The 13,248-nt window shown below is 42.4% G+C and carries 14 protein-coding genes; 3 read left to right on the forward strand and 11 right to left on the reverse strand.

The window, feature by feature from the left end:
- The first annotated feature begins 2 nt into the window (after nucleotides 1–2).
- Both ISG33_RS05470 and ISG33_RS05475 read left to right on the forward strand, forming a co-directional pair.
- Nucleotides 3–293, forward strand: a complete 291-nt coding sequence (locus tag ISG33_RS05470) for a hypothetical protein (protein WP_195732501.1) — start codon at nucleotides 3–5, stop codon at nucleotides 291–293.
- 45 nt (nucleotides 294–338) lie between these two features.
- Nucleotides 339–677 carry a TusE/DsrC/DsvC family sulfur relay protein gene (locus ISG33_RS05475; protein ID WP_195732502.1) on the forward strand — a complete coding sequence of 113 codons (339 nt, stop codon included), beginning with the start codon at nucleotides 339–341 and terminating at the stop codon, nucleotides 675–677.
- A 4-nt stretch (nucleotides 678–681) separates the two neighbouring features.
- Here ISG33_RS05475 and serS read toward each other — a convergent pair whose 3' ends face one another.
- The 6 genes from serS to lrp form a co-directional block, all read right to left on the reverse strand.
- Nucleotides 682–1,980 carry a serine--tRNA ligase gene (gene serS, locus ISG33_RS05480; RefSeq protein ID WP_195732503.1) on the reverse strand — a complete coding sequence of 433 codons (1,299 nt, stop codon included), beginning with the start codon at nucleotides 1,978–1,980 and terminating at the stop codon, nucleotides 682–684.
- 6 nt (nucleotides 1,981–1,986) lie between these two features.
- Complete coding sequence (gene crcB, locus ISG33_RS05485) at nucleotides 1,987–2,367, reverse strand: fluoride efflux transporter CrcB (protein WP_195732504.1); 381 nt, start codon at nucleotides 2,365–2,367, stop codon at nucleotides 1,987–1,989.
- A 38-nt stretch (nucleotides 2,368–2,405) separates the two neighbouring features.
- Nucleotides 2,406–3,698: a replication-associated recombination protein A gene (locus ISG33_RS05490; protein ID WP_195732505.1), complete on the reverse strand. Its 1,293-nt coding sequence runs from the start codon at nucleotides 3,696–3,698 to the stop codon at nucleotides 2,406–2,408.
- 9 nt (nucleotides 3,699–3,707) lie between these two features.
- Entirely contained in the window at nucleotides 3,708–4,442 is a 735-nt protein-coding gene (gene lolA, locus ISG33_RS05495; RefSeq protein WP_195732506.1) for an outer membrane lipoprotein periplasmic chaperone LolA, read from the reverse strand.
- Between the two features lie 4 nt (nucleotides 4,443–4,446).
- Entirely contained in the window at nucleotides 4,447–6,957 is a 2,511-nt protein-coding gene (locus tag ISG33_RS17345) for a DNA translocase FtsK (RefSeq protein WP_195732507.1), read from the reverse strand.
- A gap of 173 nt (nucleotides 6,958–7,130) precedes the next feature.
- Complete coding sequence (gene lrp, locus ISG33_RS05505; RefSeq protein ID WP_195732508.1) at nucleotides 7,131–7,616, reverse strand: leucine-responsive transcriptional regulator Lrp; 486 nt, start codon at nucleotides 7,614–7,616, stop codon at nucleotides 7,131–7,133.
- A gap of 119 nt (nucleotides 7,617–7,735) precedes the next feature.
- Between lrp and ald the strand changes: the two genes are divergently transcribed.
- Nucleotides 7,736–8,866: an alanine dehydrogenase gene (gene ald, locus ISG33_RS05510; RefSeq protein WP_195732509.1), complete on the forward strand. Its 1,131-nt coding sequence runs from the start codon at nucleotides 7,736–7,738 to the stop codon at nucleotides 8,864–8,866.
- Between the two features lie 85 nt (nucleotides 8,867–8,951).
- On the opposite strand, the gene pyrF is transcribed toward ald, so the two are convergent.
- The 5 genes from pyrF to rpsA all read right to left on the reverse strand — a co-directional run bounded on the left by pyrF (nucleotide 8,952) and on the right by rpsA (nucleotide 13,165).
- Nucleotides 8,952–9,665: an orotidine-5'-phosphate decarboxylase gene (gene pyrF / locus ISG33_RS05515; RefSeq protein WP_195732510.1), complete on the reverse strand. Its 714-nt coding sequence runs from the start codon at nucleotides 9,663–9,665 to the stop codon at nucleotides 8,952–8,954.
- Nucleotides 9,666–9,671: 6 nt separating this feature from the next.
- Nucleotides 9,672–10,844: a lipopolysaccharide assembly protein LapB gene (gene lapB, locus ISG33_RS05520; protein ID WP_195732511.1), complete on the reverse strand. Its 1,173-nt coding sequence runs from the start codon at nucleotides 10,842–10,844 to the stop codon at nucleotides 9,672–9,674.
- Nucleotides 10,844–11,104: a LapA family protein gene (locus ISG33_RS05525; RefSeq protein WP_195732512.1), complete on the reverse strand. Its 261-nt coding sequence runs from the start codon at nucleotides 11,102–11,104 to the stop codon at nucleotides 10,844–10,846. Before ISG33_RS05525 ends, lapB begins: the two co-directional genes overlap by 1 nt.
- A gap of 30 nt (nucleotides 11,105–11,134) precedes the next feature.
- The gene (ihfB, locus tag ISG33_RS05530) at nucleotides 11,135–11,413 is read right to left on the reverse strand and encodes an integration host factor subunit beta (protein ID WP_195732513.1); all 279 of its coding nucleotides are present in this window, start codon (nucleotides 11,411–11,413) and stop codon (nucleotides 11,135–11,137) included.
- A 78-nt stretch (nucleotides 11,414–11,491) separates the two neighbouring features.
- Nucleotides 11,492–13,165 (reverse strand): 30S ribosomal protein S1, encoded by a 1,674-nt coding sequence (rpsA, locus tag ISG33_RS05535; RefSeq protein ID WP_195732514.1) that lies wholly within the window; start codon nucleotides 13,163–13,165, stop codon nucleotides 11,492–11,494.
- Nucleotides 13,166–13,248 lie beyond the last annotated feature (83 nt).

Consider the following 13,248-nt stretch of genomic DNA (forward strand, 5'->3'; position numbering starts at 1 on the left):
TTATGCTGATTATTAAATTAAGTGCTAACGTTGAAGACCTCGATTATTATAAAAACCTTAGTGATTGTAGTGTCGTGCTAGCACAAGAAGCGTGTTTCAACACCAAAGACTTAGTCGAAGCTTATCCGTATTTTAGCTTCTATTTACTTGTTGGTGGAGACGGAACCGGTGCGTTATCCCCGGATGAAAATACTGGCACAGCTAGCAACCTACAATGTGGGATAGAGCTAATTAACTATGCTAAATTGGTGGAGTTAGTGGCTACGAAGTCTCCATGTATCACCCTTCAGTAATAGTCGAAGTGATAAGCGCCTAAAAGACATAAAAGTATCGAGTAAATGGCTAAATATATTAATTTTAACGGAACTGACATCGAAGTAGATGCCAACGGCTATCTCGTTCATCATGAAGCATGGAGTAAAGAGCTTGCCCTCCTACTTGCTGATGAGGAAGGTGTAGCGTTGAGCGCGCAACACTGGGAAGTGATCAACTTTGTTAGGCAATTTTATATGGAATATGAAACTAGCCCAGCTATTAGAGTGTTAGTTAAGCAACTAGCACTTGCTTTTGGGCCAGAGAAAGGAAACAGTCGTTATTTGCAACGATTATTCCCCAAAGGACCTGCCAAACAAGCGAGTAAATTAGCCGGCTTGCCAAAACCGGCTAAATGTTTGTAGTACCCTACTGTGTCGCTTTAATCACCGTCATACCACCCATGTAAGACTGTAAGGCTGTTGGGATTCTTATACTGCCATCTGCTTGCTGATTGTTTTCTAACACTGCGACTAAAGTTCTACCCACAGCTAGACCAGAACCATTTAGACTATGAAGTAACTCAGGCTTTTTCATCTCATTTGACTTATAACGTGCCTGCATTCTTCTAGCTTGGAAATCGCCCATGTTAGAACATGAAGATATTTCTCTATAGGTATTTTGCGCAGGTAACCACACTTCTAAATCATAGGTCTTACAAGCGCTAAAGCCTGTATCACCGCTGCACAACAATACTTTTCGGTAAGGTAAGTCTAACTTTTTTAATATGTTTTCAGCGTGATTAGTCAGTTCCTCAAGGGCATCCATAGAGCTATCAGGGTGAACAAGTTGTACCATTTCAACTTTATCAAACTGATGTTGCCTTATTAGCCCGCGAGTATCTCTGCCGTAAGAGCCGGCCTCACTTCTAAAACAAGGTGTATGCGCTGTCATTTTGATCGGTAAAGATTGAAGTGGAAAAATCTCATCACGGGCAATATTTGTTAGTGGCACCTCGGCAGTAGGGATGAGTGACATTCCCTGCCCCTCTTCGGTTGCAGGCTTAGTATGAAATAGATCTTCACCGAATTTTGGTAACTGACCAGTGCCGTAAAGGCTATCTGAATTAACCAGATACGGTACATATGTTTCCTGATAGCCATGCTCTTCGGTATGAGTATCAAGCATCAGTTGAGCAAGCGCTCGGTGCAATTTGGCAACGGCACCGTTCATTACGACAAAACGTGAACCAGATAACTTCGCTGCTGTTTCAAAATCTAAGCCATTGGCCAAGCCTGAAGCGAGGTCGACGTGATCTTTAACCTCAAAATCGAAAGTGGGTATTTGTCCCCATCTTAGTATCTCAACATTTTCAGTTTCGTCTTTACCAACCGGCACCTCATCAGCGAGGACATTTGGTGTCTCTTGGTAAATAATATTCAAAGCGTTCATCACCTGCTCAAGGCCGGCTTTTGCTTCTTCCAATTTTTCACCTAAGCCGCTGACTTCAGCAAGTAAAGGAGCAATGTCTTCGCCAGAGGCTTTGGCTTTACCTATGGCTTTAGAACGTATGGTTCGCTCATTTTGGAGTTCTTGCGTCGCAATTTGTAAGGACTTCCTTTTTTCTTCCAGTTCAGCGATTGCTGATACATCTAATGTGTAACCCCTTTGTGCCAATTTGGCAGCCAATTCTTCTACATTATTTCTGAGTAATTTAGGGTCTAACATTTATTTTTATCCTTTGAAAAGTAGTAAAGCCGACCAAACTGCCAAAAGACATATGACGACATTGAACAGAATATTTAAGGCGGCCTTTAGTATCTCGCCTTGTTGAATTAACAAAATGGTGTCGAATGAAAAAGTCGAGAATGTGGTAAACGCGCCTAATAAGCCGATTGCAATAAAGGCTCTCAGGTTATTAGACTCATTGCTGCTTGGCTCAACATAAGCGTAAAAAGCACCTAAACAGAATGACCCCACTACATTTACCGCAAGGGTACCAAATGGAAAGCCCTTTCCCAATAGGTTTGCTGTAATTTGCACAATAAAATAACGAAAACTTGCTCCCAGAGCGCCGCCTAGTGCTACGCATAGGTAAAGACTTAGTGTTTGCATACATTTTCCTTCGTATGTAAATAAAATATCAACTGTTCTCAGTTCGCATTGTCATCTAAGCTCTTTAAGAAAGCCAATTTTGCTTTAAGTTGTTTTTCTAAGCCTCTTTCGCTCGGTTCATAAAATGTCACATCACTGATTTCACTGGGCAAATAACTTTCACCAGCCGCATAAGCATGTGCTTCATTATGAGCATAGCGGTAATTAGCGCCGTGTCCCATTTCTTTTGCTAAAGCGCTTGGAGCATTGCGTAAATGACTAGGTACTTCGAGATGGCCAGTTTCACTAGCCAAGGCTGAAGCCGCTTTAAAGGCCTTATAAACAGCATTACTTTTGGGCGCTAATGCGCAATAAATAACTGCTTGAGCTAAGGCTCTTTCTCCCTCAGATGGCCCAACACGATGATATAGGTCCCAGCTATTGAGGCATATTTGTAACGCCCTTGGATCGGCATTTCCAATATCTTCGGAAGCAATAGCAAGCAAACGTCTAGCTATTACGAGAGGGTCGCCGCCACTTTTCAACAGACGTGCAAACCAATACATTCCACCCTCCACAGACGAACCCCGTATAGATTTGTGAAAGGCAGATAAAAGGTCGTAGTAATGGTCGCCATCTTTATCAAATGCAAGTGTCTTCGACCCCGTGGCTTTTTGTACTATATCGATATCAATCTTCTTTCCCGGCTCTGCCATGTCGAAACAAATTTCAGCAGACATCAATAATGTTCGTGCATCACCATTTGAATGAAATAGTAAAGCCTGTTCCGCTTTTGCATCAAATGTGTAGCCTTGCTTGTTTGTCTTTTCAGTATGCTTAAGTGCTTTGTTAAGCAACACTTGTAACTCTTGTTGTGTTAATTTCTCTAAAATAAACACACGCATTCGCGATAAAAGTGCTCTATTTACTGAAAATGAGGGATTTTCAGTGGTAGCACCAATAAGAATAATGTGACCGCTCTCAACAAAAGGAAGAAAGGCGTCTTGCTGGCTTTTATTAAAGCGATGGATCTCATCTACGAAGACTACTTTTTGCCTGTCAAAAAGCGATTTATCATCGGGATTTCCAATCGCATTTCTGATATCTTTCACACCGGCGCTGATTGCCGATAATTCAATAACATCGGCGTCTAATTGCTTCGCGATAACCTGAACCAATGAGGTTTTACCGGTCCCAGGCGGCCCCCAAAAAATCATTGAGTAACAGGCTTGTTGCTCAAGCATTTTTTGGATCGTCCCACCCTGACCTACCAAGTGCTGCTGACCTACATAGTCATCGAGGGTGTCAGGTCTCAGAATACTGGCGAGGGGTTCGTAGGAATTTGTACTCATTAGTTATGGTTAGTTTTGAGGACGCTGGTCGTCAACAATAAAAGTCGGCGGAACGCTGAATTCAAAACTACTCTTCTGCACATCTGTGTTTTGTTTTATATCGCTAAACACGAGTAAACTTTTTTGTTGTTGATTATCAATAGAAGTAAGCTCTGTGAGTAAGCCGTTTTCAAACTTGATGTTCAGTTGCCTAATACTTGCTGTTTCGTCTGAAGTAAATAATTCGTAGCTACCCTTGCGCTTGTTTACCGTAATTGCATTCCACTGTTCATCAGTATCGTTAATCAGAAGCATCAAGGGGTTGTTTGCCGTCATCGAGCTTTGTGAAATGACAGTTACCTGTTCGACGAATGGGTCGATATTCCAAATGGCTTCGCCGTCAGCGATTAATACAGTTTCATCAGGGTAGCTAGTCTCCCAGCGCAACTTATTAGGCGCTAACAGGAGCAACCGACCAGAACTGCTTTGCAACTCTTCACCGCTTTCATCACTTATGCTTTGAGAAAAGACTGCCTCAAATGACGTTAACTGCGACAGTACCTGGCGTAATTCTTCCTTATCTGGTGAAGATATTAGTTTTGTATCAACGTTATTTACAGCGCTGACTTTGTTGCTATTCGGACCCAAGTTATCGGGCGACTGCGCTGCAAAAGTACCCGCTTGATATAGCATAGCCGTGAGTAAACAAGTTGAAATCATCGCTCGTAATACTGCTGAGGGGCTTGTTTGGTCATGTTTATTCATATCATCATTCCTTTGGCGGCGGAGGGGCAAGTACTTCACGATTACCGTTATGGCCAGGTGCACTTACGACACCGCTCTGCTCCATTTGTTCAACCAGACGCGCGGCACGGTTATAACCGATTCTGAATTTACGTTGAACTGAAGAAACCGATGCCCTTCTTGTTTGCGTAATAAAAGCGACAGCCTCGTCGTAAAACGCGTCCATTTCTTGGTCGTCACCCTCCGCCTGTTCTCCGGGTAACAAAACTTCGGCAGTGCTTTCACCATTGAGTATTTCGTCAATATACTGAGGCTCACCGCGGGCTTTCCAATCTGCTACAACAGCATGCACCTCGTGGTCATCCACGAATGCACCGTGAACACGCGTTGTAATACTCGTACCCGGCGGGTTATATAGCATGTCACCAGCCCCAAGCAATGTTTCTGCGCCCTGTTGGTCAAGAATCGTTCTCGAATCGATTTTACTCGACACTTGAAAAGCTATCCTGGTTGGAATATTAGCTTTAATTAAACCAGTGATAACATCGACTGAGGGCCGTTGGGTTGCCAATATTAAGTGAATACCAGCCGCCCTTGCTTTCTGAGCGATACGCGCAATAAGCTCTTCAACTTTTTTGCCAACTATCATCATCATGTCGGCAAACTCATCAACTATGACTACGATACTTGGCAGTTTATCGAGTTCAGGAGCGCTTTCATCCATGCTCTCTTCAGATTTCCATAAGGGATCAAGTATGGGTTCACCTGCAGCTTTGGCATCACGTATTTTTTTATTGTAGCCTTTAAGGTTTCTTACCCCTAATGCCGACATTAGGCGATAGCGACGCTCCATCTCACCCACGCACCAGCGAAGCGCGTTGGATGCTTCTTTCATGTCAGTAACAACTTCGGCCAATAGATGAGGTATACCCTCGTAAACTGAGAGTTCCAGCATTTTAGGATCAATCATTATCAAGCGCACATCTTCAGGCGTCGATTTGTACAACAGACTCAAAATCATCACATTTACACCCACTGACTTACCTGAGCCAGTAGTACCTGCGACCAATAAATGAGGCATTTTACCGAGGTCTACAACAACGGGCTTGCCTGAAATGTCAGCGCCCAACACCATCGTTAAGGGCGAGTCACTGGCTTGAAAAGCCTTCGTTTCAATCACTTCACTCAAGCGCACCATTTCTCTATGTTTGTTGGGAAGTTCTAAACCAATGACCGATTTACCTGGGATCACTTCAACAACGCGAACTGAGATAGCCGACATTGCCCTTGCTAGGTCCTTCGATAAGGTTGTAATTTTGCTTACTTTTACACCAGGAGCTAGGTCTAATTCAAAGCGAGTAATTACTGGCCCAGGTAACACATCAACAACGCTCGCAATAATATTAAAATCAGCAAGCTTTTCTTCTAACAATCGAGAAACTTGGTCCAGTTCCTCTTGGGTAATTGGGTTTTCGTGTTTATCCGCTCTTTCGAGTAAATCAAATGAAGGCATAACAAGTGATGGTTTTTCTTCACTATAAGAAGCGCCCTGCCCTGCACTTTTTGACGCTCTCACAACTTTCATGCGCTGACGTGAAACCGGCACTATAGCAGGCTCCTCATCTTTCGGCTCAACATCAAAGGGAGGGGTAAACTCATGCTCGAGGTCTTCGTCTTCGTCCATAAATACCGCATCTGGAATATGGAAACTAGGCTCAATTTTTTCCTCGAATGTGTCCTCAACAGCGTTTGTCTCTTCTTGACTTGATAAATCATCGCTATGGCTGCTAGGCTTTTTACTGTCATCAACTTCAGAGCCACCTTGAGGCTCAGGTCGAAGTGTTGTGATGTCTAATGCGTTATTGACACCTGTACTTTTGAGTTTGTCATTTGATTTATCTTCGATGGCCTTTGAAGAACTCGCAAACAGAGCTAAACGCGAATGATTGATCTTTGACGGCAGCGCATAAATTTCTTTGGCACGATTAATTGTGAAAGCTCCCATAAAATCTATAATTGAGAGCCAAGAAATACCGGTTGCGAGAGTGAAGCCGGTAGCAAAGAAACTAATAAGTAACAATACTGTTCCTACAAAACTAAAGTGTGGAATGAGTGCAGTACTGATGATATCCCCCATCGCTCCGCCTGCCGACACACTATAGAAGTCATCAAAATTGATACTGGCTATACCTGTAAAGCCGAATACGATAAAAATGGCGCCAATAAGCCGTAAACTGATTGTAAGATAATCAAGTTTCGCAACGCTTTTGATGTGTAAAAAGATGAACCAACCACAGAAGGCAAGAGCAAAAGGCAAGGCATAGGCTGTTATGCCAAAGGTGAAAAGCAATATATCGGCAGACCACGCGCCAATAGAGCCCATTAAATTTTGAATTTCATTGTGTAAGCCAGCTTGTGACCAACCAGGATCACTCGGATGGAAAGATGCCAGAGCTATCAGTAGGAAAAAGGCCGTCGCACAAGACAACATCATCCCTACTTCCATCAACCTTTGTAAACCAGTTAAACGCGCCATATCCCAACTTATTGTTATTTATTTTATAGGTATTCGAAATTCTATTTATGTACTAATTTATCGAGCTTGCTTTTCGGATTAACACAGCTTTGCATTATGAATAAGACAATGACAAAAGAAAATTAAGAGCGATAAGAATATCATAATCCAAATGACTGAATACACAATGAATGCTATTTATCGTTAATTTTTATTTTGTTTACGTGTTTGACTTCTTCCATTACTACATAAGTTCGCGATTCACTTACACCAGGCAACCGCAGTAGCGTATCACCAAGAAGTTTACGATAACTAGACATGTCAGCAACTCTCGCTTTTATTAAAAAATCAAAATTGCCAGAAACAAGATGACACTCTTGAATGTCTTCAAGGCTTTGAACCGCTGAAGAGAAATCGGCAAAAATATCTACGGAAGTTTTGGACAAGGTTATTTCAACGAAAACAAGCATAGCTGCACCTAGTTTATTAGGATCAACCAATGCGGTATAGCCAGTAATATACCCTTGCTGCTCTAGCCTTTTTACCCTCTCAAGACAAGGACTAGCGCTCAGGCCCACCCGTTTCGCTAACTCAACGTTGGATAGTTTGCCATCAGACTGCAATTCGGTAAGTATTTTCCTATCAATGCGATCTATGTGTTTTGGTGTTTTTACTAGCATAATATTCTTTTTAATAGTAATTTTTCAAAATATAATATCATTATTTCTATATATTCAATATTTTAATTCATAAATTTTGAAGTACACTATTCGCCTAATAATTATACTAAGGTAAAAAAATGATTGTAGGTGTTCCAAAAGAAATAAAAAACCACGAATATCGAGTAGGTTTAACACCTGCGGCCGTGCAAGAATTTATCAACAATGGCCATGATGTCATCGTGCAAATGCATGCTGGTGCTTCAATTGGCTTTACTGATGAGCTGTACCAGGCAGCGGGTGCACATATCATTGAGTCAGCCGAAGAGATCTTTGAAAGAGCAGACATGATAATCAAAGTAAAAGAGCCTCAACCAAACGAATGTAAAATGCTTCGCGAGGGTCAAACACTCTATACATACTTGCATCTTGCTCCCGACCCTGTGCAAACCCAGCTTTTAGTAGAATCAAAAGCCACTTGCATCGCTTATGAAACTGTCACCGACAACCGAGGGGCGCTTCCACTGCTTGCTCCGATGAGCGAAGTAGCAGGGCGTATGTCTATTCAAGCTGGTGCTCATTACTTAGAAAAAGCGCACGGTGGTAGCGGAACTCTATTAGGTGGCGTACCCGGTGTTGCACCAGGGAAAGTACTCATCATCGGCGGCGGTGTTGTTGGACTCAATGCTGCCAAAATGGCAATGGGCTTAGGTGCAGACGTTACTATTTTAGACCGAAGTCTAAATCGTCTTCGCGAATTGGATGACATGTTCAACGGCCGACTTCATACAGTCTTTTCAACTGCCGATGCTATTGATTACTATTCGTCTCGTGCAGACCTTGTGGTTGGCGCTGTGCTGGTTCCCGGCGCAGCAGCACCTAAACTGCTTACTAGAGAGCACATCAAAAATATGAAGCCTGGATCAGTATTAGTTGATGTCGCAATCGACCAAGGTGGGTGTTTCGAAACATCAAAAGCTACAACGCATCAAGAGCCAGTTTATATTGTCGATGACGTTGTGCATTATTGCGTAGCCAATATGCCCGGCGGAGTTGCCAGAACATCAACAATGGCATTAAATAACGCAACACTTCCTTTTGGTCTAGCGATCGCCAATAAGGGACCAAAACAAGCTATGCTTGATGATGCTCACTTATTGAAAGGCCTGAATGTTCATAAGGGTTTTGTTACATACAAAGCTGTTGTGGATGCATTAGGTGATAGTTTGAATCTGCAATATAAAGATGCGCTTGATGCACTAGCGTTTTAATAGTAAGTAGTTGAATAAATGACCCAAGCCGTTGCAAGTGCTGCAGCGGCTTTTTCTTTCCTGGCCTTTTCACTTCCTGGGCTTTTTACAACAGGTACTCTTTGATACTCTGATTTATGTCGTTTAAAGCCTTTACTGGGTTGTTAGCCTCAGTGATCGGACGCCCTATCACTAAGTAAGATACACCCGAATCCAACGCACTGATAGGTGTCGCAACCCGCTTTTGATCGCCAGCAGAACTGCCTGCCGGACGTATGCCAGGAGTAACTAAGGAAAAACTCGCATCAACCACGCTTCTCAATAATGCGGCCTCCTGGGCTGAGCATACCACACCATCCAGTTTGCATTTATTCGCCAAAAGCGCCAGTTTTTTCACCTGAGATTCGATAGTAATCCCATCTATAATATCGTCAAATTGCACCTGATCCATGCTGGTGAGCACTGTTACTGCGGTGAGAAGTGGTTTTCTACCCTCTACTTGATCGATAGCATTACGCGCTGCAGTCATCATTTTTTCACCGCCGCTTGCGTGTACGTTCACCATCCAGACGCCCAATGACGCGGCTGCCTTGCAGGCTTTAGCAACGGTATTTGGAATGTCATGAAACTTAAGATCTAAAAACACATCAAAACCGGCGCTCACCAGCTCTCTGACCCAATCAGGCCCAAATAGCGTGAACATCTCCTTTCCCACCTTTAGGCGGCAATGCTTGGGGTTGAGTTGATGAACAAATTGATTTGCGCTTTCTAAATTATCGTAGTCTAAAGCAATAATAACCTTAGGATCTTTTATTTGCATTGGGCTTTACTCTCCGTCTAAGCCTTTTATTGGTTTAATGCTTGACCATGACTTACATGAAGGGCATAACCAATGTAATTGACGCCCCGAAAAACCACAGCTGTGGCAGCGATACTTGGGCCTTTGCCCGATTTGTTTATCAAGCAGAGTATCTAAGTGGCCAAGACTTTCTTGGGCTTTATCGTTATCGCTAAAATCGGCTTTATAGAGCTTTAATAATGATTTAAAGCCACGCATTGTAGGATGCTTTTGTAATTGACTAACTAACGTATCAATGGCCTCTTCTGACTGCCCTTTTTTCGCCATAATATTTACTTTGGCAATATAGGAAGACGCACACTTCTGCCAATATGGCTCGATAAGTTTTTCTAACTCATCCCAACCGTCAGTTTTTGCCGCCCAAGCCTCTAACAAGGGAATCGCTTCACTTAACCAATCTAGGTCTCGCTTCGGTACTTCAGATAAATAATTGAATGCTTCTTTATAATTATCATTCTGCAGAGCAATTCGCCCTAAATCAAGCCATGCTCTGACTTGACTACCATCAACCATAATAGCTTTTTTTAGCAAGGTAAGTGCTTCGTCGCTGTTACCGTCTTCCAGTAATTGCTTTGCTTGTTCACAGTAAAAATGAGACAGCAACACATATAAATGCTTATCATTAGGTGTTATCTGAATACTAGCACTGGCTAGATCGATGGCTTTATTCCACTCTTTAGTAATTTGATAAATATTAAAAAGTTTTTGTTGGGCCAAATCGAAATGTTGAGTTTGTTCGAGAAGTTGAAGAAATACACCCTCGGCTCGTTCTAAAAAACCTGCAAGTAGATAATCCGTACCCAATTCAACTAAGGCTAAGGACTCTTGGCGGCTACTTATTTCGTCCCTAGATATGAGATTTTGGTGAACACGTATCGCTCGGTCTAGCTCACCTCTGTGCCGAAAAAAGTTACCCATTGCAATATGTGTTTCAACAGTGTCATTGTTTACGCTGATCATTTTCATCAATGTATCGACGGCTTTATCGGGTTCATCCGAAAGCAAAAAGTTTAGCCCACGATAATAATGTTTGGAAAGTATTGACGACTGTTTGCGCTGTGCTTTACGAAGACTGTTTCGACCCATTACCCAGCCATAAGCAACGCCAACGGGTAACATAAGAAAAAGTAGTTCTAACATTAGTTACTTTCTTTAGACAATTTTTTGAGGCGCCGCTGCAAGAGCTTTAGTTGCATTTTCAAAGTCAAAAAACGCATTAGCATAACTAAAAAACCAATAACAAAACCTAAACCAATGGTGATTACCATAAAAGTTGATAGCCTCATATCAGCCTGTGCAAGCAAATAATTGACAGAAATGACTTGGCTATTTTGCGACCCAATCACAAGGGCTGTTAAGAACAGCAATATGATGACAACAAAAATGATTATCCCTTTCATTAACAGACCTTATTGTATAAATGCCGCTTCTTAGAGATTCACTCTGTCGCGAAGTTCTTTACCAGCTTTAAAATGAGGTACGTGTTTGCCGGCTAGCTCAACAGTTTCACCAGTTTTTGGGTTACGACCTGTGCGAGGAGCACGATAATGAAGTGAGAAACTGCCGAAACCTCTGATCTCAATACGGTCACCGCGTTGAAGGGTTTGAGCCATTTGCTCTAATAATTCTTTGATTGCTAACTCTAACTCTTTACCTTGAAGGTGTTGAGCTTGTTCGCCTAAACGTTCAATAAGTTCTGATTTGGTCACACTAATCTCCTCAAAAAGAAATGATGTACAGTAACCGAGAAGAAGATGGAGCGGCAGTGACTGCCGCTCCGAATTGCATTACTCGCCTTTAGCAGCTTTAAATGCTTCAGCCATCGCATTTGCGAAGCCAGCATCTTCACCTTGGCTGTTAACTTGATCAAGAGCTTCTTTTTCATCAGCCTGATCTTTTGCTTTAACAGAAAGGTTAACTACACGATTCTTGCGGTCAACGCCCATGAACTTAGCATCGATTGTTTCACCAACCTTCACTACGTCATTCGCGTCTTCTACTCTATCGCGAGCAAGGTCGCCTATGCGGATATAACCAACAACTTCTTCACCAAGCTGTACAGATACACCTTTAGCATCGGCCTCGATTACAGTTCCATTAACAATAGCACCTTTCTTGTTATCTGTCAGATACTTATTGAATGGGTCTTCTTCGATTTGTTTAACGCCAAGAGAGATACGCTCGCGCTCAGGGTCAACTTGAAGAACAACTGCAGAAATCTCGTCACCTTTCTTATAATCGCGAACAGCGTCTTCGCCAGTCTTCTGCCATGAAATATCAGACAAGTGAACTAGGCCGTCGATGCCACCGTCAAGACCGATGAAAATACCGAAGTCAGTGATAGACTTGATCTTACCAGATACTTTGTCGCCTTTTTCGTGCGACTTAGCAAATGTTTCCCATGGATTGTCGATGCACTGTTTAAGGCCTAATGAAATACGACGACGTTCTTCATCAATCTCAAGTACCATTACTTCAACAACATCACCTAGGTTAACCACTTTAGATGGGTGGATGTTTTTGTTTGTCCAATCCATTTCAGATACGTGAACAAGACCTTCTACGCCATCTTCGATTTCAACAAAACAACCGTAATCAGTAAGGTTAGTAACAGCACCGCTTAATTTAGCACCTTCTGGGTAACGGTTAGCAATTTCTTGCCATGGATCGTTGCCCATTTGCTTCATACCTAATGATACACGTGATTTCTCTTTATCAAACTTAAGCACTTTGACGTTGATTTCGTCGCCAACGTTTACAATTTCACTAGGGTGCTTAACACGCTTCCAAGCCATATCAGTGATGTGCAATAGACCATCTACACCACCTAAATCAACGAACGCTCCGTAATCAGTCAGGTTCTTAACGATACCCTTAACTTCATCACCTTCTTCCAAGTTAGAAAGAAGTTGGTCACGCTCTGCGCTGCTCTCTGCTTCGATAACTGCACGACGAGAGACAACAACGTTATTACGCTTAGCGTCAAGCTTAATAACTTTAAATTCTAATTCTTTACCTTCAAGGTGTACTGTTTCACGAACAGGACGAACATCAACAAGTGAGCCAGGTAGGAATGCGCGTACGGTATTAACTTCAACCGTGAATCCACCTTTAACCTTACCGTTGATAACACCTTTAATAGTTTCTTTTTCTTCATAAGCTTTCTCTAGCTCAACCCACGCTTCATGGCGTTTCGCTTTTTCACGAGAAAGAATTGTTTCACCGAAACCATCTTCTACAGCGTCAAGTGCTACATCTACAGAATCGCCAACTGCGATTTCTAGTGAACCATCAGCAGCTTTAAATTGGTCTACTGGGATAGCACTTTCTGATTTCAAGCCGGCGTCAACAAGAACAATGTCTTTGTCGATTGATACTACTGTACCTTTAACGATGGCGCCTGGGCGTGTTTCTAGCTGTTGTAAGCTTTCTTCAAAAAGCTCTGCAAAATTTTCAGTCATTTTATTTGATAGTCTTTTTTTAACCGTAATATCATCCATAGGATCACGGGGTTGTTAATAATACAGCCATCGTCCTGGCGGCT

Origin of the sequence: Marinibium conchae (genome assembly GCF_015595035.1) — a bacterium.
Lineage (GTDB): Bacteria > Pseudomonadota > Gammaproteobacteria > Enterobacterales > Alteromonadaceae > Glaciecola.